The sequence below is a fragment of the Desulfovibrio sp. 6_1_46AFAA genome (assembly GCF_000224635.1).
GTDB classification, from domain to species: domain Bacteria; phylum Desulfobacterota; class Desulfovibrionia; order Desulfovibrionales; family Desulfovibrionaceae; genus Desulfovibrio; species Desulfovibrio fairfieldensis.
In genome coordinates, this window is sequence record NZ_JH114304.1 from 105,901 (window position 1) to 127,153 (window position 21,253).

Here is a 21,253-nt window from a genome sequence, read left to right on the forward strand (position 1 = left end):
GATGAGCGCCACGGCCGAAGAGCGCCTGGCCCGCATCGAGGCCCAGCTCGCCGGGCTCAACCAGCGCCTGGACGAGGTGGTGATCACGCAGCTCAAAGATCACGGCAAGCGCCTGGCCGTGCTGGAGCGACGGCAGGTCTGGATAGGCGGATGGATTGCAGGAGCCGGGGCGGTCGGTGTGAGTATCGGGGCCGGGCTGACATGGTTGCTGAAAGTTCTGGGTGGCATGTGATGGCGCGCAAACTCACGGATAAGCAAGCCGCCTTTGTGGCGGAATACCTGGTGGACCTCAATGCCACGCAGGCGGCTATCCGTGCGGGGTACAGCGAGCGGACGGCCTACCGTATCGGCGCTGAGCTACTTCAGAAAACTTCAGTCGCAGAAGCTATCGCCGCAGGCCAGGCCAAGCGTGCGCAGCGGGTAGAGATCACCGCCGACCGCGTGGTGGCCGAACTGGCGAAGATCGCTTTTGCGGACCCGCGCGACCTCATGGAGTGGGGACCCGACGGCGTAAAGCTCAAGGCCAGTGCGGACCTGACTGAAGAACAGGCCGCCAGCGTGGCCGAAGTAAGCGAAACCACCACCAAGGACGGCGGCAGCCTCAAACTCAAGAAACACGACAAGGTGAAAGCGCTGGAACTGCTGGGGCGGCACATGGGCATGTTCAAGGACAAAGTGGAAAACGAAATCTCCGGCGGCATGGCCCTGCACCATGAGGTCACGCCTGTGGTGGCCGGGCTTTTGGATCGGCTGGGGAAAGAAAAGGAAGGTCAGGCATGACGGAACGCGAGCAGGCCCGAGCCGCCTACGCCCAGGCGAGCCACGCCGACGATCTGCGCGCCCTGTGCGCCGGAGACCTCTTTTTCCTGCTGGTTCACGGCATGGGCCGGGCGGACATGGACAACGATTTTTGTTTCGCCCGCTGCCGCGAGGTGCAGGCCGTGCCGGACGGCTGTCTGGATCTCTGGGCGCGCGAGCACTACAAGTCCACGATTATCACCGTGGGCCTGACCATTCAGAATATTCTGAACAATCCCGGCCTGACTGTAGGAATTTTCAGCCATACCCGGCCCATCGCCAAGGCCTTTTTGCGTCAGATCAAGCGCGAGTTCGAGACGAACCGGCTTTTGCAAGAGCTTTTTCCGCATATCTGTCCCCAGGCCAAGGGCGAATTCCGCACCTGGAGCGAGGACAACGGCATTGTGGTGCGGCGGGAGAACAATCCCAAGGAAAACACCGTGGAAGCCTGGGGCCTGGTGGATGGTCAACCCACAGGCAAACATTTTGATCTGCTGATCTATGACGATGTGGTGACGCTGGAAAGCGTGAGCACGCCGGAGCAGATCGCCAAAACCACCGAGGCCTGGCGTCTGTCGCTCAACCTGGGAGCGCGCGGCGGAGCGCGGCGCATGATCGGCACCCGCTACCATGCCAACGACACCTATGCCGAGCTTATCAAGTCCGGCTCCGTGTCAGTGCGGCTGCACCCGGCCACCAGCGACGGCACGTTTGAGGGTGAACCGGTATTGCTGTCGCGCGAGGTGCTTGATGAAAAGCGTCGGGACATGGGGCCCTACGTCTTTGCCTGCCAAATGCTGCAGAACCCGCTGGCCGACAAGGCGGACGGCTTCCGCACGGAATGGCTGCGCTACTGGCGGCCCGCTGAAAATCTCTGGCGTCCCATGAACCGCGTCATCCTCGTGGACCCCGCAGGAAGCAAGAAAAAGGCCAGCGACTACTCCGTATTCTGCGTTGTCGGCTGGAACGTGGACAAGGGGCTGTATCTCATTCACGCCGAGCGCTCCCGATTGAATCTCACTGAGCGCACAGCAACGGTGTTCCGTCTGGCGCGGGAGTTCGATCCGCTCTTTGTGGGCTATGAGCAGTACGGCCTGCAATCGGACATCGAGCATATCCAGGGCGAAATGGACCGGCTCAACTACCATTTCGCCATCCGTCCTCTTGGCGGCAAGACAGCCAAGATCGACCGCATCAGGCGGCTGATTCCGTGGTTCGAGCAGGGACGATTTTTTCTTCCGGCGCAGGCCAGCTTCAGGGATGGAGAGGGCCGCATCCGCAATTTTACCAGGGAATTTGTGGAGGAGGAATACGAAAGCTTCCCGGTCTGCGTCCATGACGACATGCTCGACTGTCTGTCCCGAGCCGTGGACCCGGATGTGAGCGTGCCTTTCCCTGATGCCGCGGATGGACGCAGCGCCGTTGAAAAGGAGCTGGACCGCATGCGCGAAACCAGCAGACTGCTGAGCGGCGACAAGCACGGCCTCAAGTACGGCTACGGCGGGCCGGGGGTCATATGAGCATCAAGTATCGTTTTGCCCTGGCCGACACGCCCGCGCTGCGCCGTCTGCCCTTTGAGCGGATGGAGTCCGAAGGCATCGCGCGGGCCGTGATCTGGAACCGTGTCGATCCCTGCCTGCTGGACTGGCTGGAGTGCGTCAATCCCCAATATGCGGTCTGCTGGCTGGCCCATGACCGGAATAATGCCCTTGCGGGAACCGTCTGGCTCAACCCTGTCATGGGCCTGTGCGGCTGTGTGCATTTCTGCATCTTCAAGGCGGCGCGGCCGGACTGGAAAAACCTCGGGCGTCAGGCCATAGCGCATCTGTTTCAGGCGCGTCCGCTGGCCGGGCTGCTGGCCGTCTGGCCCGCGCACTACCGTTATGTGACCAGAGCCGCAAAGCATTGGGGCTTCGGCAAGCCGGCGCTGCTGCCCAAAGCCTGCCACATGCCCGGCATACACAAGCCCGCGCGTTGCCGCGACGGTCTCATGGCCGTGCTGCAACGGAAGAATTTCAACCTGGAGGCATAACTATGGGCGGCGTGATTTCATCCATTTTCGGCGGCGGCCAGAGCAGCGCTCCGGCTCCCGTGGTCTATGAGGCCGAGGCCGCGCCGCGCGAGGCGGAGCAGGAGGCCGAAGCCTCCAATGTGCGCGACGAGGAAAAGCGCAAACTGCGCCAGCGGCGGCAGATGGGCGGCACGCTGCTCACGTCGCCCCTGGGCGTTGCCGGCGGCGCCAACAGCACGGGCACGTCCCTGCTGGGGCGCTCCGGCCTGAACGGTTGAGGGCTGCGGAATGGATTTGAAAGACGTCAAGCAACTCGTCGGCCATCTGGAAAGCCTGCGCGCCAGGCGTCTGGCCCAACAGCGCGAATTGGGGCGGCTGATCCTGCCTTCGCGCGGGCTGTTCCAGGGCGAGGACGCGGAAAGCCTGCGCGAGTCCAACCTGTTCAATCCGGCGGCCAACCGCGCCTTGCGCAAGGCGGCCGCGGGCATGACCCAGGCCATTACTCCGGCCGGCAATCCCTGGTTCAAGCACGCCTTTCTGCTGCGCGAGGACCGCGAGGCCACGGGCGGGAACGAGTATGTGGACGCGGTTGACAATCTGCTGCGCACCGTGCTTTCCGCCGGGGGCTTCTATCGGGCCATCCATTCTTTCAACAAGGAGCTGCTGGGCTTCGGTTGCGCTCTTTTGGGCTGCGAGGAAAGCCCGCGCACGGTGGCCCGCTATTTCTGCCAGACCTGCGGCACGTACTGCGTGGCCCTGGACGAGGACGGCGATCTTGACGCCGTGGCCCGCCGCCTGCTGATGACCCCGCGCGAGCTGGCCCGGCGCTTCGGCGAGGACCGTCTTTCCGACATAAGCCGCCAGAAGTTGAAAAAGGATTCGTATGATCCCGTGCCCGTGCGCCATGTGGTCCAGCGCCGGGCGGCGCGCGATCCGGAACGCATGGACCGGAGCAACATGCCCTGGGGCTCCTGGTGGTATGAGGAGGGCGGCGCGAGCGATTTTCTGGACGTGGGCGGCTTCCGTGCCATGCCCTTCTTTTTCACAGTCTGGGAGGAAGCGCGTGGCGTGTACGGCACCGGGCCCGGCGACGAGGCCCTGGCCGACCAGAAAGGCATCGAAGGCTGGGAATTGCGCAAGGCCGTGGGCGTGGAAAAGATGATCGACCCGGTGCTTGTTTCGCAAGGGCCGCTCAAGGCCTATGTGGACACCTCGCCGGGGGCCGTCATCCCCTCCGGCGGTTTCGGCGCGGACAGCCTCAAACCGCTCTATGAAGTCAATTTCGGCCCGGCCGTCCAGCATGTGCAGGAAGAGATCAACCAGATTTCCCTGCGTCTGGAAGACGTGATGATGGCCAACATCTTCGCCAACATGAGTCTGGAGACGCGCCCGGCGGGCATGACCATGACCGAGTACATGGACCGCCGCAGACGCAGCGCCGAGCTCATGGGCCCCACTGTGTCCAGCTATGAGCCGCGCATTCTCTCCCCCGTGCTGGAGAACACTTTCGGCCTGCTGGAGGAATACGGCCTGCTGCCCCGGCCGCCGGACGGCCTCTCGCCCTTCGCCTCGCTCAATGTCTCCTATCAGTCGCCCATGGCTCAGATGCTTGAACAGAGCGGGGCCGTGGCCATCCAGAGCCTTTTCGAGCTGGCCGCGCCCATGCTGCAGGCCGCGCCGGATCTGGCGGACAAGATCGACTTTGAGCAGGCCATTGACGAGCTGGCCCAGCGTCTGGGCGTGCCCGCCACGGTGATCCGCTCCGATGAAACCGTGGCCGCCATGCGGCGGCAGCGGGCCGAAGCGCAGGCCGCGCAGCGGCAACAGACGGCGGAAGCGCAGATGCTGCAACAAGTGGCGGCCCTGGGCAATGTGAAAACCCAGGGCACCGTGGCCGGCGAGGTGTTGGGAACAGTACAGGGAGGAGAGTCCGCATGAAGAGGCCCGAGGAATTGGCCGCTGAACGGCAGGCCAGAAAACAGGAAGAGCGGCAGGCGCGTATTGATCTGCGAGAGGTCTTGCAGACCGAAGCCGGACAGCGCGTCTTCATGCGCCTGCTGAACACGCTGAAGGTCAATGAACAGTTGAGAGATGCGGCTGACGTGAACTGGCACAACGCGGCCCAGCTCATATTGAATGACATTGCCGCCGCCCATCCGGCGGCCTGCGTGCGGCTTATGGCCCGGCTGCGCGGCATCGGCGGCGCTGAACTTTTGCAAACCGAGGAGGAAACCCATGCCTGAAGACATCACCCCCGGCGCGACGCCCCCGGAAGGCGGAGAATCCGCGCAGGGAAGCGCGGCGGCCGCGCAGCGGAGCGAGCCGGAAACCACGCTTTCCGGCGAAGCGAGAGCGAGTGCGGCGCAGGGACGCGCCGCCGAGCATCATCCTGAAGATTGGCGAAGCTCCCTTCCCGCCGCCTGGGCCGACAAGCTCAAGGACGTGGCGGGCGAAGAGGATGCCGTCAAGGCCCTTGAGCGCGGCCTGTCCTACACGCCCGCGCTCAAACCCGAGGATGTGGAGCTGAAATATCCCGACGGCATCCAGGTGGACGAGGGCGTGCGCGACAATTTTTGCCGGTTCTGCGTGGACAAGGGCATCACCCCGGTCCAGGCCCAGGCGCTGCTGGACTGGCAACTGGCCGCCAACAAGGAAATCACGGACGCGGTCATGGCAAAAGGCAAGGCCGAGCTGCAAAAGCTCTGGGGCAGCCGTTTTGAAGAGAACAGCGCCAAGGCCCTCAAGGCCGTGGTGGCCCTGGACAAGCGCATGGGCGGGCGGCTTTCCAAAACCATGGCTTTCAACGGCATGAACAACAACCCCGTGCTGGTGGAGGCTTTTCACGCCATCGGCACGCTTATTTCCACGGACGCCCTTTCCGGCGGCCGGGCCGCCCCGGCTCCGGACAAAGCGGAAACGGCGGAAGAAACCTACAACGGCATGTTCAATAAGTGAGGTGACCAACCATGCCCGACATGATCCCGCAGACTCTCAAGGAAATCGCCCTGGACAAGGCGAAAAAGCGCCCGGAGCTGGTGGACTATCTCACCGAGGAAGCCCCCATTCTGGCCATGCTCAAATGGATTCCGGCCACGCACGGCCTCTGGAACGTGGAAGAAGTGCTGGCCAACGTGCAGGGCCCGGCCTTCGGCGAACTGGGAGCGCCCCTGCCCAGCATGAAGGCCGACACCAATTTGCGCCAGACCTACGTCTCCGTGCTGGGCGGCGAAATGGAAGTGAGCAAGGACAAGGCCGACCAGTTCGGCGGCGCGCCCAAGTACTTCGCCCGGCGCGAATCCGCCATCCTTAAAAAGGCGGGCAGCGACACCGAGCTGGCCATCTGGCGCGACCATTGGCGCAAGGCCGCTCTGGCCAAGAAACTCGTCAGCAAGGGCCAGGCCACGGGCAACGCCTACACCGTCCTGGTGGTGCGTTTCGACAAGGAAATCAATATCGGCATCTATGATCCCACGGGATTTAACCAGGGCCGACTGGTGGACATCACGCCCATCAACGGCGGCAGCCTCTATCACCTGCGCAGCCAGGAAGGCGTGCTGGGCTACGGCGTTGAATACCGCGGCCGTTTCGGCTGGCAGAACCTCGCGCCCGAACGCGCGGTGCACGCCGTCGTCAACGTCAACGCCGACAACCTGCCCAGCCTGGGCCAGTTGGAGGACGCCATTGCCGCTGTGCGCGGCACGGCGGAAAACACCTACATCTTCGGCCATCACAAAATCCTGCAGAAGACCATGAGCGCCATCAAGAAGGAATACCTGCAGATGACCGTCAACGACGGCTCCATGAAGACCGTCATCGGCGACATCAACGGCGTGAAGCTGGTGGGTTCCTACAATCTGCCCGACGGCACGGAAGCCGCCGTTTAGCGCGGCACGGACAGGAGAAAGCATATGAGCAAGCATTTTGAATACGGCGCGGAAAACCGCTGGCATGACCAATACTTTGAAAAGGGCGTTACGCTGCCCGATTCCGCCGGCGTCGTGTGCGCCAACGCCCTGGCCGTGGGGCAACATCACGGGGCGCTTGCCGTCACGCTGGTTGCGGACGGCGCGGTGAGCATTCCCGCGGCCAAAAAGCTGACCGTCACCGTACAGGGAAGCGGCACAGAGAACGGCGTATTTGCCGACGTGGCGAGCGCGCCGGAAATGAGCGTCAGCGGCGGAGCCGATGCGGCCGCGGTCTTTGCCGACGGCGAAGTCATCGGCAAGCTGGTGCTGCCGGATATGGCGGATTACGCCAGAATCAAGCTGACCACGGACGGCGCGGCCACCGGCAAGGTGGACGTCTTCCTCAACTATCCGGCCCGCTAGGAGCATTCCCATGATTGCCCAGACCAGCGTCGTTGTCCGCTACATCGTAACCGCCGGGGTCTTGTCCTACGCCGTTTCCTTTCCCATCTACAGTGAAAAGGACGTGCGCGTAACCTTTTCCACGGACGGCAGAACGGAAACGGCGCTGGTTCTGGGCGCGGACTACACGGTGACCGTACTGTCCTCCGGCGGCGGGACTGTCACGTTGAACTCTGCCGGGATTGTTCCCGCAGGGGCGGTACTGGCCGTGGCTTCCGCCATTCCGGCAACCCAGGAGGCGGACTTTTCCGCCACCACGGACGTGGACACCAGAGCCCTGGAAACCCAGCTCGACCGCCAAGTGCAGATGATCCAGCAACTGGAGGCCGAGCTTGATCGGGCGGTCAAGGTTCCGGCGGCTTCCGAGGATACGCCGGAGGAGGTCGTGCAAAGCGTGTACGCCGCCCGCGACGCAGCCGCCGATTCCGCGACGGACGCGGCCCGAAACGCGGCTGAAGCCGGACAAAGCGCGCTTGCCGCCGCGCACAGCGAACAGGAGGCCGCCGCAAGCGCGGCCGACGCCGCTGCGTCCGCTGACCTGGCGCAATCCCTGACCGAAGTCGGACCGGCCACGAGCGAGCGGCTCGGCTTTGTGCGGATCGGACAGGGCATCAGCGTTGACGAAACCGGCCTCATCTCCATTCAATCTGGCATCTTTCAGGTGGGCGAAGGTCTTGAGCTTAGTAAAGAGGGAGTACTTTCCGCAAGTACTTTCCCGGTTGGAGGAATCATCTTCTGGTCGGGTGCGGCGAACGCCATTCCCAGGGGTTGGGCGCTCTGCGATGGGAAAAACGGAACCCCGAATTTGCAAGATAAATTCGTTTTAGGCGCTGGGTCTACATATAATATTGGAGATACTGGTGGTAGCACAAACATTACTGTATCTGGCACAGTTGGTTCGACTACAATAATATCTTCTCAAATGCCAAAACATAGCCACAGTATTTATTCAAATACTGGTTCTCAAGTTGGAGTAACAAATGGTGTAAATAATTCTGGAGCGAACCCGGCCACAGTCACTACTAGTGAAGCTGGCGGAAACATGCCTCATACTCATGCCGCAACATTAACAGCAGAAGGTGATGTATTACCACCCTATTATGTCTTAGCTTACATTATGAAAATTTAGGAGGATATCAATGGTTAAGCATCTTACTGTCATTCCGGAAGACAATTTGATTATGGTTGATGGCCGAGCCCTGTACTTCGAATTTGCCTCACCCACAAGGCTGCACGCCATGCAATGGCACAACGGCGCGGGCCACCTGGAGTACACGGACGGCAGGCCAAACTTTGCTTTGAGCGAAGCCGACTATGACACGAGGGTGGCCCCCTACATCGCCCTTTGGGAACAGGAAAAGGCTCGATTGGAAGCCGAGGAAGCCGCAGCCGAAGCCGAGCGCCTGGCCGAGTATAACAAGCCGGAAAACGCCCGCATCCGCAAATACGCTGAGATCAATGAAGGATGTCAGGCGGCCCTAGCAGCCCTCACCGCCACCTATCCCGACCGCGAACTGCTGACCTTTGAGCGCCAGGAACGCGAAGCCCGCGCTTTGCTGGCAGGGGACAGCGCGACGGATGTGGCTCATATCACGGCCATCGCCCAGGGGCGGGGCATTCCGGTGGAAGAGCTGGCGCAAAAGATCATTGCCAAGGCCGACGCTTTTGCTCTGGCCTCGGGCGCGCTCATCGGTCAGCGGCAGTGGTATGAGGATGCTCTGGAATCGCTCGGCCCGGACGCGACCACGGCACAGATCGAGGACATCACGGTCAGTTACAGCGCGGCAGCCGTTGCGACGCAGGAAGCTACGGATGGCGACAGCAGCGCTCTGCCCGGCGCTGATGGGAGCGCGTCCTGATGGGCTACGGCAAGACTTTGCTCATAGCCCTGGACCAGCTCCTTAACGCGCTCTGCGGCGGGTGGCCGGATGAAACCATTTCAAGCAGGGCCTGGCGTTGGGAACTGTCCGGAACGCGTTCTTGGCCGCGCAAGCTCATTGACGGCTTGGCCTTGATCTTGGGCGACCGCGACCACTGCCGGGAATCGTTCGAATCTGAGCGCCTGGGGCGGCAGTTGCCGCCGGAACTGCGATAGGAGGAGGCATGCGTCATAACCGCACCAGCATCATCAATACGGCCCTCATGCGCGTAGGGGGCCAAGGCGTCACCGCCGCGTTTCAGGATTCGCCTTCAGCTCAGACAGCGGCCGCCGCTTATGACCGGGCCGTGGCCTATTGTCTGTCTCTGCATCCGTGGAGTTTCGCCCTGAAGCACGCTGCCCTGGCCCGAGGCACGGAAAGCCCGGCGCCGGGTTGGCGTTACGCCTGGCCCCTGCCCGCCGACTGCCTGCGGGTGGTGAATGCCGCGGCGGACGGCGGAGAGCGGCATGTCCGGTATGCGCTGTCCGGGGATGCCCTGCAGACGGACAGCGGCGCCGTCACCGTCAGCTACATCAGTTCCGAGGCCGCCGCTTTCCCGGACGCCTTCGCCGATGTCCTGGCCTGGCGCGTGGCCCTGGAAATCGCGCCCTATGTCGAGCAGGGCGGCGGCAATGTCCGCGACTATCTGGAAATGTTCGAGCGCGCCCTGGACCGGGCCAAGGTGGAAAATGACGTCCGGCAGCGGCCCGAACGCGTCTGCCGGTCCTCCTTCCTCAAAGAACGGATGGTTTTCTGATGCCCCTCTACCATATTCAAAATGTCCTTAACGGCGGCGAGATCACCCCCCTGATGCGCGGGAGGGTGGATCAGCCTCGCTACGGCACGGGCGCGCGGGAGATGCGCAACTTCGTGCCCATGCCCCAGGGCGGCGTCACCCGCAGATCCGGCACGCGTTTTCTGGGCATGGCCCACAATGACGCGGCCCGTCTGATCTCCTTTGTTTTTTCCGCTACCCAGGGCCGCATGCTGGAGTTCGGGGACAAGTCCATGCGCGTCTGGCTGCCCGACGGGCGTCTGGTGGCTGATGAAAACGGCGCGCCCAAGGTTTTCGAATCCCCCTATGCCGCCGCCGACCTGCGCTCGCTGCGCTTCGCCCAGTCCGCGGACGTGATCTATTTCGCTCATCAGGGCTACGCCCCGCGCAAACTTTCCCGCCATGCCGATGACGACTGGCGCTGGAGCGTGTTGAGCTTTGTTCCGGCCATCGCCGCGCCCGGCGACGTCAGTTTGCAGATTGTGGATCGGGGCTATGACGGCGATAACGCCACGCGCGTCTATACCTACGCCGTCACGGCCGTGGACGGGGAAACCGGGCAGGAATCCGGCGTCGGCGCCGAGGTCGGCATCACGGCCAAGGCCCTCAATTCCGTGAGCTACATCATCCGCGCCACCTGGCCGAAGGTTGAGGGCGCCGCCTATTACCGCGTCTACAAGAAGAAATACGGCGTGTTCGGCTATATCGGCAGGTCCGGCGCGGAATGCTCCTTTGACGATGAAAATATCGGCGCGGACACCGAAGACACCCCGCCCGAGCACAAGAATCCGTTTGAAAAGGAAGGCGACTGGCCTTCGCAGGTCTTCTTTCACCAGCAACGCCTGGGCTGGGCCGCCACCGCCAACCGGCCCATTACCGTCTGGCTTTCGCGCACCGGGGATTTCGAGATCATGGCCGCGTCCACGCCGCCCAAGGATGATGACGCCATCGAGGCCACCCTGGCCGCCACTCAGGCCAACCGCATCGTCTGGCTGCAACCAGACCGCCAGTCCCTGACCTTCGGCACCGAGGGCAGCGAGTGGACGCTTTCCGCCGGCGAGGGCGTGGCCCTGACCCCCTCCAATATCAGCTTTGAAATGCAGACCGCCAACGGCGGCGACAACGCGGCCCCGGCCATTTCCGTGGGCGGCGGCGTGCTCTACCTCCAGCGCGGCGGCAAGGCCGTGCGCCAGTTCGCCTACAACTACAGCGCGGACAAATATCTCGGCCAGGACGTGACCCTTCTGGCCCGGCACATGCTGCGCGACGCCGCCGTAACGGTCTGGGCTTATCAGCAGGAACCCTGCTCCGTGATCTGGTGCGCGCTGTCCGACGGCACCCTGGCCGGGCTCACCTACATGCCGGAGCAGGAAGTCATGGGCTGGCACCGCCACGACACGGACGGGCGCTTTGAGGACGTGGCCGCCATGCCCGGCACGCCCGACGATCAGACCTGGTTTCTGGTGCGGCGGGATTGCGGGCTTTGCGTGGAACGGCTGGACAGCTTCTTTGACGCCGACGATCTGGCGGAAGCCTATTTTCTGGACAGCGCGCTCAATTACCAGGGCCCGGCCGCCACGCGCTTCAACGGGCTTGATCATCTGGCGGGCCGTGAGGTTCAGGTTTTCGCCGACGGCGGCACCGTGGACGGCCTGGCCGTGGATGCGGACGGCGGCCTGACCCTGCCCCGGCCCGCGTCCAGCGTGCATGTGGGCCTGCCGTACACCTCGCGCCTTGTGCCCAACCTGCCGGAAATTCAGACCCGGCAGGGTTCCAGCATGATGCACAACCGCAAAATTGCCGCCGTGCGCCTCCGGACCTATCGCAGCATGTCCTTTCTGGCCGGACTGGAGGGCAACCTTACTCCCATCGCGGACAGACATATCCGCGCCGGAGCGTTCCGGACGCAACCATTTTTCAGCGAAGGCACGGATCTGGCCCTGAACGTCTGCGGCGGCTGGGCGGACGAATCCCCTCTGATCGTGGAGGTGACCAGCCCTACGCCGCTGACTGTTCTGGCCATCTCCACGGCCGTGGATGTTTCTCCGTATTCGGGCAAGGGAGGATTTTGACATGGGCGCCACCGCGCTTGCGCTGACCATGGGCGGACTTTCCGCCATTTCCAGCCTGTCGCAGGCCAGTCAGGCCAACCGTCAGGCCAGATACCAACAGGCCCAGATGGAGGCCAATGCGGCGGCCGCGCGCAATCAGGCCAAGATCACGGCGGAGAAAGGCCGTATCGAAGCGGAAAACCTGGACCGCGAGCGTTCGGCCCTGCGCCGGGAATACGCCGATGTACAGGCCGGAAACGTGGCCAACCTCGGCGCGCTGGGCGTGGACATGTCCAGCGGCAGCGCGGCCGCCGCCCTGGAGGGCAATGCCAACCGTTTCGCTGCGGACTATGGGGCCAACCGCTACCAGAAGGCCGTGGGAGAATGGGAAACCCGCGAGAACGTCAAGGCCCAACAGGCCAATGCCCAAAATTACGAGAACGCGGCCTCCTGGTACGGCTCCACGGTCAAGAACCTGGGCCAGTCGCTACTCACCGCCGGGATATCCGGCCTGGCCTCCGGCATCAGCGCCTACAGCCTGGCCGGTGGATTCGGCGGCGGGGGCGATGTGACCCAGGCCGGCAAAGGCTTTGTAAGCGGCAGTCAAAGCGTACTGCGAAATCTTCAGGCCGGGAATATTTTCCGCAATGGCCTCAAAACAATCAGAGGGTAAGTCATGGCCATCCGCATTCAGCAGTACAATACGCCGCCCCGGCGCATCCAGGCCGGGGGCGTTGATCCCGGCTTCTCCCAGCCCCTGATCCGCGACGCCGGGCGCTCCGCCGACGCAGATCTGACCGACGCCATGCTCAAGGCGGGCATGCAGCTTACCGAAACGGGCATCAGGGAGTATGTCAGCCAGGAAACCACGCGGGTGTCGCAGTCGCTTTTGCGTATGCAAGGCGAGCTGAGCGCCGAGCGCGACCGATATATGGCGGAAAGCCAGGGGCAGAACGCCATCAACGCGGGAGAGCATTTCAGGAGTTTCGCCGACGAAGCCATGCAGCGGCACTTGGAGGACGGACAATTCTCCGGCCGCTTCCGCCAGATGTTCGCGCGGCAAGCCGTGGCTACCGGCCTGCACTTCACCGAGCAAGGGCAGGCCTACGGCCGACAGCAGAAGGAAGCCTGGGAAGGCTCCGTGCTCAAAGGTCAGCTTGCGGAGTTTGGGACACAGGTAGCGCGGAACTACAACAATCCCGAATGGATCAATTTCAACCTGCAGGCCTTGCGGCAGCGCATTGAGACTATGCGTCCCGGTCTGGACAACCGGGAGATGTTTCAGCATCTGGATTCCTTGACGGCCAAGGGGCGTCTGGACGGCATGCTGGCTGACGGGCGCTATGATGAAGCCGAACGGCTGCTGGGCGGCGGAACCGGAAGCGGCGGTACCATTGCGGAGACGTTTCGTAATCCGCTGAACCTCAAGAAGGCGGGCGCCAATACCGGCACACGGGACGATTTTCGCCAGTTCGGCAGCTATGCGGAAGGCTTCGGCGCGGCATGGGATCAGCTGAAAATATACCAGTCGCGCGACGGCCTGACCACGCCGCGCCGGATGGCGGCCAAATGGGCTCCTGTTTCGGACGGCAATGACCAGAACAAATACGTCGCGGCACTGCGGTCCGTGGGTCTGGACCCGGACGCCGAAATAGACGTGAACGATCCGGGGCAGGCGGCCAGACTTATGAAGGGTATGGCCCTGGCTGAGTCGCCGGTAGGCAAGCGGTTTTCGGAAGACGACATTGCAAAGATGCTGTCTACTGGAAAAGACCCTCTTGCTCCCGGCCAGTTGGAAGCTGGGAACATTGATCTGTTCAACCGCCCCGTGGTCAAGAACCCCGACGGCAGCATCAGCACCGTGCGCAGCATGTCCGCCAACTTTGACGGCAAGGAAGTCCTGCTCCCCACGGTCAGCGACGACGGCAAAATCCTTTCCAACGAAGAGGCCGTGGAGCAGTACCGGAAGACCGGCAAGCATCTGGGCATCTTCGACAGCCCGGAACACGCCACCGCCTACGCCAAAACCCTGCATGAGGACCAGGAACGCCTGTATGTCCCGCAAGATCGGCAGGCTCCCGGCCTGGCCGGACTCACGCCTGCCGACCGCCTGAAGTATCAGGGCAAAATCAGGACGGCGCGCTGGGAACTGATGCTGGAAGCGGGGCTTACCGCATCTGCTTTTGAGAATCAAATCGCCTACGGCATGGACAAAGGTGATTTTTCGGCCGCTGAAGCCACCGTCGCCAAACTGGGAGGCATGGGCGCGCATAAGCAAGCCGGAGAGCTGTCCGAAAAACTTGCCGTCTCCAAACAGGCCCGCACGGCTCTGGACGGGACGCAAGGCTTGCCGTTGCTGGAACAGGCGGCTGCCGCCAAGAAAGATTTGGATGCCCTGATAATGCCGGGCAACGCTAAAGATGTCGTGGCTATGCGCGAGAAAGTGGATTCCGTGATGGAGAAAAGAAAAAACGCTTTTCTCAAGGATCCGGCCGGATATGTGGCGGTCCTGCCCGCCATGCAGGGAGAAATGGATTTTCAGGAAAGAGCGCGGCGCTCTCTCGCCCTGCAGGAAAAAGTGGGCAAGGGGCTTGGCTTTGCGCCGCGCGTGCTGTCTGTCGATGGAGCCAAGCGTATGCGCGCGGCCTATGACAATCTGCCGACCGCTGAGGCTCGTGTCAAATGGATGCTTGACCGCCAACGGGAAAGCGGCGGCTATTTTCAGGATGTGCTCACGGAAATGAAAATGCCGGATGCTGTTGTTGCCGTGGCCCCGGTGCTTCGGGACGTATCGGACAAAAATGCGGGCCTCTGGCTTACGGCGGCTGCGGCCAAACCGGGGGACATACCCAACGTTGACGCGGACGTCAGAAAAAACGCCGACGACGCCGTGGCGGATTCGACAGTGATGCGGGCGCTTTATGCTGCGGCACAGAAATACCCCACCAATACGGCGTTATGGGGCAAGGCTAAGGGCATGAAAGAGACCATGACAAACGCTTTCCTGCTGGGCATGGAGCCCGGTGCACTGGACAGAGAATTTGCAGTTGCTGACGATAGTGATTGTATTCTGGTGATTCCCGCGTCTGAGCGCATTGATCCTTCCGATGCCGTGGAGGCCCTCAACGCAAAGCGCGGAGAAATAGAAAGGCGACTACTACGTGAAGCGCCCAAGGTTGACGGTCCGTCGAAGGCGCGAGAGCAGGCTGCCAATATCAGGGGGGTTGTCCGCGAAGGTACATTCCTTACCGATGATACCGGGCGTAAAGCCTTTCTGGTGGATTTTCAGAGAAGTAAACCGGCTGTCTATGCCGATGGTACGCCCATCCTTTTTGACTTGGCCGAACTTCTGAAAAGCTATGACCGGAATGACCGGAACGATCCGGCGCTCTTGGCGCGCGAGTACATGGAAAACGGGAGGATGTGGTAATGTTCGGAAGCGCCTTTGCCAAAGTGCCGCCCGTGACCCCGCAGGAACTTTCCGAGGCTCCGTTTCTGGCGACTCCCGCCAGCGGAGAATACCTTTCCACACATGTGGCCCAGGCTTTTGACCGCACGCTGCCGGGCCGCGTGGTGGAAGAGCAGGCCATTCTGGATGCCGAAAAGGCCGAGGGCACGTATGATCCTGACTATCTGCCGCAGCGGGAAGCCCGTGACATGTTTGGTTCCTTTCCGGATATGCCGGAACTGCGTCATGCGCACGCTATACCGGAAGATGAGTGGAAGGCGTCTCCTTACTATCGCAAGGGGGTGCAATATCGTCCGGACATGACCGCCACGCGGGCCCGCATCTTGTCGGAAAATTACGATGAACGTCGCCTCCGGGAAATGATTGTGGCCAACGGCGACGCTGCCTATGGCCCGGGCATGAAAGCGGCGGCTTTCGGGGCCATGTTGCTGGGCAGCCTGCCGGACCCGGTCAATGTTCTGCCCCTGGGCGGTGGCGTGCGGGCCGCTTCCTTGGTGGGCAAGGCCGGGTTGAAAGCGGCCATCGGAGCCGGGGCCAAGGCGGGCATTGTGGAGGGCGCGGCAGGCGCGCTGCTCTCCGATGCACTGACCCTGCCCGATCTGGCGGCCCGGGGCGAAGACGTGGGTTTTGTCGACGTGATGCTGGACACTGCCTTCGGCGCTTCCCTGGGCGGTGGGCTGGGAGCCTTGGGCGGCGGCATCGGCGGTTATCTGGGCAAACGCCGAGCCCAGGCCCAGGCGTTTTTGGCGGAGCGGGCGCTGCTTCGGCACGCGGAACTGCTGCGTGAGGCCGATGCACGGGAAAAAGCGGCTTTGGCCGTGACAACGGAGTTCGGCGCGCCGGACAATGATTTCCTCAATTCCGGCTGGCATGCCTTTGAGGACAACTCGGACGACTTCTTTCTGAGCCGGACCGGACGCGAGGGCGGGCCCGGCGCGCCGTTGGCGACACGTGCCGAGACTTTTTTCGGTCTCCTTGATGATGTTGATCTGGACATCGCCCGGCGTGATCGCTGGCGCATCTGGACAGCCGAGTTTCAGAAGCAGCTCGAAGGTGCCGGGTTCTCTTCTCAGAAGGCGGAAGCATTCAGTGACGTACTGGGCGCGCACGCCGAGGTCATGGCCCCCATGTACGGCATGGAACCGGGACAGTGGCTGGAGCACAGGCTTGCGGGCTTCCGGCAGATGAGCCCGGAAGAATTTGCCGCAGTGCGCGAGGGTTTTTTATACGACGCGCCCGGGCGCGAAGCGGCGGACTTGCGGCAAGCCGCTGGCGAAGGACGGCGCGCGAACCCCATTGCCGACGCCGTCTGGGGCCAGCTTGACCGCGCGGCCATCCGCGAGGGTTATGGCCAGGACGTGGTGCGGGCCATTGAGGAGCGTTACGGGCACGGCGTGTTTGCCAGGACCAGCGGCGGGAGGGCCAAGGACCGCGCGACCCTGAGCAATGACAGCCTGGCTTCGGAGCTTGCCCGGCGCGGCCTTTTACCGGAAGGCGTAACCCTGGACGATATGGTGAACCATCTGGCTTATGGCGAAGGCATGGACAACGGGCGGGCGCTGTTCATGCCGGAAGGTCAAAAGGCCGCCAACATGACGCGCCCCCTCTCCCTGCGCTTTGCGGAGATGCCCACCCTAGAGGCTGACAGTTCGCAATGGTTCGGCAAAGGGAAGGAGATACCCGTTCCCGGCAAAAGCGAAGATGCCGGACAACGGAAGACTCTGCGTGATGCTGTTAAGACGTGGGCAAAAAAGCGCTTCTCAAAAGACACAGCCGTTTCTAATGCCGATACGGGCTGGCAGGTCCAGGTGACGGCCAAGGGCATAGAGAATTCGCTTTCACACGGCTTTGACGATTTGCTGGCGCGCTCCGTGCCGTTCATTCCGCAGATAGTGGAAGGCGGTATTCATGTTGACAGCATCCCAAAAACTTCCCGGCTCATGTCACATGTCTTTGCGAACAAGATCAAACTGGACGGCAAGGATTATGTGGTGGGTTTTGTGCTGAGGGAGGATGGAAACGGAAATCGGTTCTATGATCACGAGCTAACGGAGATCATTGATTCTGATCGGCTCGCACCGGTAAAGCAGCGAGAAGCGACTGGAGAACTCCGGACCGATCAGAACACACCATCCGGCCCGCCTGAACTTCTCGCGAACCGGGGTGATGTGATGAATATACTCCGGGAAAAGCTGGGCGTCAACGACGGAAGCGGACGGATTCTGTTCCACGCCGCGGACGGCGATACGGCCAACGCCCGCGGGGCCATCATCTTCAAGCCTGAGGACGGCCAGGCGCTCATTGCCCTGTTCAAAGGCAAGCGGGACATTTCCACAGTCATTCACGAGGGGGCCGGGCATTTCTTTCTGGAAAATCTACGCGATGCGGCGCAACAATCCAATGCTCCGGCATGGGTGCGCGATGGCTGGCGGGATGTAGCCAAGGCCATTGGCGCGGACGCTGACGCAGCCAAGACCGTGCCTGTGGATGCACATGAAAAATTCGCGTGCATGAGCGTGGACTACTTTCGGCGCGGCGAAGCTCCCACCCCCATATTGACCACTATATTTCAACGGTTCGCGCGCTGGCTGACGCGGATTTACCGGGCGTTGGCGCGGAAGGGCGATCTGGAAGGCGTTTCGCCGGAAGTAGCGCGGATCATGGACCGGATGCTGGCTTCCGAGGACGATTTGCGCGCCAGGGAAATCAACCGTCGTGTGGACTCGGCCCGCAATGACGACGCCGATCTGCTGCGGGCCGGTCTGGCCGGACGGGAAAAGCGCGACATCATGCGCGCGCAGGAAAAGGCTCTGGCGGATATGAGCGCCGGGCGTCCCGTGGACGTGGGGCCGGTGCTGCGGGAGTCGCAGGCGCTGAACAAGGCCGGAAATCTGATGCGTGATTTTCCCCTTGATGGGCAACCGGCATCGGAAATCAACGGCTCTGCCGTCAACTATGCCGTGGAGGCAGCCGACGATTTTCCGCCAGCGCCGGAGCGGGCGCGTGGCGAAGCGGCGGAAAGCGCGGACGCGCTGAACCAGGCCGCCGTCGATGCCGACGTTGAAGCGCGACTTGGCGATCTTGAGGCGCAGGGCAAGCTGGACGCCGAAGATGCGGCCCATCTGGCGGAAGCCGCTGACCGGCAGGCCCGCGCCGCAAACTATGACGAATGGGGACAGGCCGTACTCGAATGCGTGTGGGGGATTGCATAATGGCTTTGAATAAAAAGGATTGCATTGCCGCCGTCAAGCAGGCCGGGGCGTCTGAACTGGAAGCCCTGGACATTGTGGACATGCTGCTGGAGCAAAAAGCCCGGCTGAAAGCCTCCGGCGATCTGACGCCGCAAAATCTTTCCCGCGCCTGGAGCGCCACCGCCGAAGGTCTGGCGCGCCAGCGGGCGATACAGCGCCGCCGTACCGCCCTCGGGCTGGTCAAGTTCCGCGATGCGGCGAGCTTCGTTGATTCCGTCAAGGCCCAGGGAGCTTCGGCAATGGAAGGCATTCAGGCCCTGATGGTGGGCGTTTCCCGACGGTTGGACGGGGCGCGGCGCTCCGTATCCGCCTTGCGGCAGGGCATCTTCAAATCCTGGGCATCACCCATGCTGAGCGAACTGGAGGCCGTTGACAACGGCGCGGCTCTGCGCCTCATGCGCGAAGACAAGGCTTTTCATGACAGCGTATTCCGCGAAATGCGCGAACCGGACAGCACAGGCGACAAAAACGCTCGCGCCATTGCCGACATCTTCAGCCGCTACACGGAGCAGAGCCGCGTCCGGCTCAATGCCGCCGGAGCGGACATCGGCAAACTGGACGGGTGGACGCCGCAGACCCATGATCCCTATAAGCTTATGGCGGGCGGCGAGGCCGGGCGCGCGAAATGGATTGATTTCATGCTGCCCCGTCTTGATCTGGAGCGCACTTTCGACGGCGTGGGCCTGGTGGACGCAAACCGTGCCCGCGAGTTGCTTAGCGGCGTGTACGATACCTTGACCTTGGGCAGGAATCCGCACATGCTCGGCGACTTCACGGGCGACGGCGCTTCCGCCTCCGGCCCGCGTAATCTGGCGTCCGGCATGGGCAAGAGCCGCGTGCTCCATTTCAAAGACGCACAAGGCGCGCTGGAGTATCATGACGCCTACGGACGCGGCAACATTTTCGACGCTATGCTCCGGCATCTGGAGCAAGACGCGCGGGCCCTGGCCCTCATGGAACGGCTGGGGCCAAATCCCCAGTACACGCTGGAAAGGCTTCTCGCTCATGAAAAGCGCGCGCTCAAGGACAACGCCGTCCTGACTCCCGAAGAAAAAGCGCGGCAGATGCGGGAGTTGGACAATGCCTTTTCCGGCGGCATCATCCGCCAGGGCAGGGTTTCCGCATGGCTGGCGGAGCTGACAGGAGAAACCAACTGGGCGGCGCATCCCACGCTGGCCAGAGTCGGGGCCGTGCTGCGCGCGTCGCAAAATCTTTCCAAGCTGGGCGGCGCGTCCCTTTCGGCCATTGCCGACGTATTCACCAAGGCGGCGTCCATGCGCGTCAACGGCGAGACATGGCCCGGGGCGATAGGGAAAAGCCTTGCCCAGTATATCCAGGGATTCAGCGGCAAGGAAAAGGACGTTGCCCGGCAGTGCGGAGCCTTTCTGGATCACGTGCGCGGCGACATTGTCGCCCGCTGGGACGATGCCGGCGGCATGCCTGGAGTGCTGGCCGACCTGCAGGACAAGCTCTTCCGCTGGAGCGGTTTGAACTGGATCACCGAGCGCGGCAAGGCGGGTTATACGCTCTGGCTGTCGGAACATCTGGGAGAAGCGTCCGGCAAGGCCTTTGACCAGTTGGACGGCCCGCGCCGGGCCATGCTGCAATATCACGGCATTGACGCCCCCCGCTGGGAAGTCATGCGCAAAATGAGCCGCCAGGCCGAGGACGGCAAAACCTACTTCTGCCCGGAGCATGCGGCCGAATTGACTGACGCGGATCTTGCTCCGCTGTTGCCCGCGTTTGCGCAAGGTCTGGACGAAGCCGGACGCGCGCGGGAGCTGGCGAAGCTGCGCGACAGCCTGCGTTTTGACAGCATGGCCATGCTGGCCGATGAAACCGCCTTTGCCATCATTGAGCCGGACGACGCCACCCGCGCCATCATGCGCCAAGGGACACGGCCCGGAACCGGGGCGGGCGAAATCTGGCGGGCCATAATGCAGTTTAAATCCTTCCCCATTGCCTACATGCAACGCGTGCTTGGCGGCCGCCGCTGGGTACGCGGCGATTTGCAAAAAGGCATGCGCTACGGCCTGCGCAATCTGCCCGGGGCGGTCGGGGATGCGCTGACGCGGGATATGGGCGGGCTCATGGGCTTTGTGCTCAGTTCAGTGGCCTTTGGCTATGCGTCCATGACGCTCAAGGACTTGGCCAAGGGGCGGAAGCCGCGCAGTCTGGCCCACAGGGAAACCTGGCTGGCCGCCGCGATGCAGTCCGGCGGAGCGGGCATTTTCGGGGACATCCTTTTCGGCAAGGTCAACCGTTTCGGCAACAGCTTCGCGGAAACCGCGGTAGGGCCTCTGGGCGGGCTCATCGGCGACGTGGCCACCGTAGGCGGCCAGCTTGTGCGCGGCGACATTGCCGATGCCGGAGAGGACACGTTGCGCCTGGCCATGGGCAACGCGCCCTTCATCAACCTCTGGTACACCCGCGCCGCACTGGACTGGATGCTGCTCTACCATGTGCGGGAAATGATGTCGCCGGGGACTCTGCGACGCACGGAACGCAAGATGAAAAAGGAGTTCGGGCAGGAGTTCCTTTTCCCGCCGTCGCAATTCATCCAGCGGGGTGGAGGATTTCGATAGGGGGCGGCAGGGCCGAGCCCTTTTTGA

At 62.7% G+C, this 21,253-nt stretch carries 19 protein-coding genes; all 19 read left to right on the forward strand.

Translation table 11 applies throughout. The annotated features are described in order from the left end of the window. The first annotated feature begins 1 nt into the window (after position 1). From HMPREF1022_RS13180 to HMPREF1022_RS13275, 19 genes are read left to right on the forward strand one after another with little or no spacing between them, the layout of a single operon-like run. Positions 2–232 carry a hypothetical protein gene (locus HMPREF1022_RS13180; RefSeq protein ID WP_009303481.1) on the forward strand — a complete coding sequence of 77 codons (231 nt, stop codon included), beginning with the start codon at positions 2–4 and terminating at the stop codon, positions 230–232. Further along, positions 232–780 (forward strand): terminase small subunit, encoded by a 549-nt coding sequence (locus tag HMPREF1022_RS13185; protein ID WP_009303482.1) that lies wholly within the window; start codon positions 232–234, stop codon positions 778–780. Before HMPREF1022_RS13180 ends, HMPREF1022_RS13185 begins: the two co-directional genes overlap by 1 nt. Further along, positions 777–2,318, forward strand: a complete 1,542-nt coding sequence (locus tag HMPREF1022_RS13190) for a hypothetical protein (protein WP_009303483.1) — start codon at positions 777–779, stop codon at positions 2,316–2,318. The genes HMPREF1022_RS13185 and HMPREF1022_RS13190 overlap by 4 nt, the downstream gene beginning before the upstream one ends. Beyond that, on the forward strand, positions 2,315–2,830 hold the full coding sequence (locus HMPREF1022_RS13195) for a hypothetical protein (RefSeq protein ID WP_009303484.1): 516 nt from the start codon (positions 2,315–2,317) through the stop codon (positions 2,828–2,830). The genes HMPREF1022_RS13190 and HMPREF1022_RS13195 overlap by 4 nt, the downstream gene beginning before the upstream one ends. 2 nt (positions 2,831–2,832) lie before the next feature. Continuing rightward, positions 2,833–3,087 (forward strand): hypothetical protein, encoded by a 255-nt coding sequence (locus tag HMPREF1022_RS13200; RefSeq protein ID WP_009303485.1) that lies wholly within the window; start codon positions 2,833–2,835, stop codon positions 3,085–3,087. A gap of 10 nt (positions 3,088–3,097) precedes the next feature. Beyond that, the gene (locus HMPREF1022_RS13205; protein WP_009303486.1) at positions 3,098–4,747 is read left to right on the forward strand and encodes a portal protein; all 1,650 of its coding nucleotides are present in this window, start codon (positions 3,098–3,100) and stop codon (positions 4,745–4,747) included. After that, positions 4,744–5,052 (forward strand): hypothetical protein, encoded by a 309-nt coding sequence (locus tag HMPREF1022_RS13210; RefSeq protein ID WP_009303487.1) that lies wholly within the window; start codon positions 4,744–4,746, stop codon positions 5,050–5,052. Before HMPREF1022_RS13205 ends, HMPREF1022_RS13210 begins: the two co-directional genes overlap by 4 nt. Then, a complete protein-coding gene (locus HMPREF1022_RS13215) occupies positions 5,045–5,764 on the forward strand; it encodes a hypothetical protein (RefSeq protein ID WP_009303488.1) in 720 nt (239 codons plus the stop codon). Before HMPREF1022_RS13210 ends, HMPREF1022_RS13215 begins: the two co-directional genes overlap by 8 nt. An 11-nt stretch (positions 5,765–5,775) precedes the next feature. Next, positions 5,776–6,693: a major capsid protein gene (locus HMPREF1022_RS13220; RefSeq protein WP_009303489.1), complete on the forward strand. Its 918-nt coding sequence runs from the start codon at positions 5,776–5,778 to the stop codon at positions 6,691–6,693. Positions 6,694–6,717: 24 nt separating this feature from the next. Beyond that, positions 6,718–7,137, forward strand: coding sequence for a hypothetical protein (locus HMPREF1022_RS13225; RefSeq protein WP_009303490.1), 420 nt, complete (start codon positions 6,718–6,720; stop codon positions 7,135–7,137). A gap of 10 nt (positions 7,138–7,147) precedes the next feature. Next, positions 7,148–8,305 (forward strand): hypothetical protein, encoded by a 1,158-nt coding sequence (locus HMPREF1022_RS16695; RefSeq protein ID WP_009303491.1) that lies wholly within the window; start codon positions 7,148–7,150, stop codon positions 8,303–8,305. A gap of 10 nt (positions 8,306–8,315) precedes the next feature. After that, positions 8,316–9,035 (forward strand): hypothetical protein, encoded by a 720-nt coding sequence (locus tag HMPREF1022_RS18955; protein WP_009303492.1) that lies wholly within the window; start codon positions 8,316–8,318, stop codon positions 9,033–9,035. After that, complete coding sequence (locus HMPREF1022_RS13245) at positions 9,035–9,271, forward strand: tRNA pseudouridine synthase D (RefSeq protein WP_009303493.1); 237 nt, start codon at positions 9,035–9,037, stop codon at positions 9,269–9,271. The genes HMPREF1022_RS18955 and HMPREF1022_RS13245 overlap by 1 nt, the downstream gene beginning before the upstream one ends. 8 nt (positions 9,272–9,279) lie before the next feature. After that, positions 9,280–9,852 (forward strand): hypothetical protein, encoded by a 573-nt coding sequence (locus tag HMPREF1022_RS16705; protein ID WP_009303494.1) that lies wholly within the window; start codon positions 9,280–9,282, stop codon positions 9,850–9,852. Next, entirely contained in the window at positions 9,852–11,942 is a 2,091-nt protein-coding gene (locus HMPREF1022_RS13255; protein WP_009303495.1) for a hypothetical protein, read from the forward strand. The genes HMPREF1022_RS16705 and HMPREF1022_RS13255 overlap by 1 nt, the downstream gene beginning before the upstream one ends. A gap of 1 nt (position 11,943) precedes the next feature. Continuing rightward, positions 11,944–12,594, forward strand: a complete 651-nt coding sequence (locus tag HMPREF1022_RS13260; RefSeq protein WP_009303496.1) for a virion core protein, T7 gp14 family — start codon at positions 11,944–11,946, stop codon at positions 12,592–12,594. A gap of 3 nt (positions 12,595–12,597) precedes the next feature. Beyond that, positions 12,598–15,351, forward strand: coding sequence for an aromatic ring-opening dioxygenase LigA (locus tag HMPREF1022_RS13265; protein WP_009303497.1), 2,754 nt, complete (start codon positions 12,598–12,600; stop codon positions 15,349–15,351). Then, the gene (locus tag HMPREF1022_RS13270; protein WP_009303498.1) at positions 15,351–18,602 is read left to right on the forward strand and encodes a hypothetical protein; all 3,252 of its coding nucleotides are present in this window, start codon (positions 15,351–15,353) and stop codon (positions 18,600–18,602) included. Before HMPREF1022_RS13265 ends, HMPREF1022_RS13270 begins: the two co-directional genes overlap by 1 nt. Then, a complete protein-coding gene (locus tag HMPREF1022_RS13275; RefSeq protein WP_009303499.1) occupies positions 18,602–21,226 on the forward strand; it encodes a hypothetical protein in 2,625 nt (874 codons plus the stop codon). Before HMPREF1022_RS13270 ends, HMPREF1022_RS13275 begins: the two co-directional genes overlap by 1 nt. Positions 21,227–21,253 lie beyond the last annotated feature (27 nt).

Excerpts from the sequence above, each read along its gene's own strand:
- HMPREF1022_RS13215 (WP_009303488.1), top strand. The coding sequence starts at position 5,045 with ATGCCTGAAGACATCACCCCCGGCGCGACGCCCCCGGAAGGCGGAGAA.
- HMPREF1022_RS13275 (WP_009303499.1), top strand. The coding sequence starts at position 18,602 with ATGGCTTTGAATAAAAAGGATTGCATTGCCGCCGTCAAGCAGGCCGGG.
- HMPREF1022_RS13260 (WP_009303496.1), top strand. The coding sequence starts at position 11,944 with ATGGGCGCCACCGCGCTTGCGCTGACCATGGGCGGACTTTCCGCCATT.
- HMPREF1022_RS13245 (WP_009303493.1), top strand. The coding sequence starts at position 9,035 with ATGGGCTACGGCAAGACTTTGCTCATAGCCCTGGACCAGCTCCTTAAC.
- HMPREF1022_RS13205 (WP_009303486.1), top strand. The coding sequence starts at position 3,098 with ATGGATTTGAAAGACGTCAAGCAACTCGTCGGCCATCTGGAAAGCCTG.
- HMPREF1022_RS13180 (WP_009303481.1), top strand. The coding sequence starts at position 2 with ATGAGCGCCACGGCCGAAGAGCGCCTGGCCCGCATCGAGGCCCAGCTC.
- HMPREF1022_RS13255 (WP_009303495.1), top strand. The coding sequence starts at position 9,852 with ATGCCCCTCTACCATATTCAAAATGTCCTTAACGGCGGCGAGATCACC.
- HMPREF1022_RS13220 (WP_009303489.1), top strand. The coding sequence starts at position 5,776 with ATGCCCGACATGATCCCGCAGACTCTCAAGGAAATCGCCCTGGACAAG.
- HMPREF1022_RS13190 (WP_009303483.1), top strand. The coding sequence starts at position 777 with ATGACGGAACGCGAGCAGGCCCGAGCCGCCTACGCCCAGGCGAGCCAC.
- HMPREF1022_RS13265 (WP_009303497.1), top strand. The coding sequence starts at position 12,598 with ATGGCCATCCGCATTCAGCAGTACAATACGCCGCCCCGGCGCATCCAG.
- HMPREF1022_RS13270 (WP_009303498.1), top strand. The coding sequence starts at position 15,351 with ATGTTCGGAAGCGCCTTTGCCAAAGTGCCGCCCGTGACCCCGCAGGAA.
- HMPREF1022_RS13185 (WP_009303482.1), top strand. The coding sequence starts at position 232 with ATGGCGCGCAAACTCACGGATAAGCAAGCCGCCTTTGTGGCGGAATAC.
- HMPREF1022_RS16705 (WP_009303494.1), top strand. The coding sequence starts at position 9,280 with ATGCGTCATAACCGCACCAGCATCATCAATACGGCCCTCATGCGCGTA.
- HMPREF1022_RS13225 (WP_009303490.1), top strand. The coding sequence starts at position 6,718 with ATGAGCAAGCATTTTGAATACGGCGCGGAAAACCGCTGGCATGACCAA.
- HMPREF1022_RS13210 (WP_009303487.1), top strand. The coding sequence starts at position 4,744 with ATGAAGAGGCCCGAGGAATTGGCCGCTGAACGGCAGGCCAGAAAACAG.
- HMPREF1022_RS13195 (WP_009303484.1), top strand. The coding sequence starts at position 2,315 with ATGAGCATCAAGTATCGTTTTGCCCTGGCCGACACGCCCGCGCTGCGC.
- HMPREF1022_RS16695 (WP_009303491.1), top strand. The coding sequence starts at position 7,148 with ATGATTGCCCAGACCAGCGTCGTTGTCCGCTACATCGTAACCGCCGGG.
- HMPREF1022_RS13200 (WP_009303485.1), top strand. The coding sequence starts at position 2,833 with ATGGGCGGCGTGATTTCATCCATTTTCGGCGGCGGCCAGAGCAGCGCT.
- HMPREF1022_RS18955 (WP_009303492.1), top strand. The coding sequence starts at position 8,316 with ATGGTTAAGCATCTTACTGTCATTCCGGAAGACAATTTGATTATGGTT.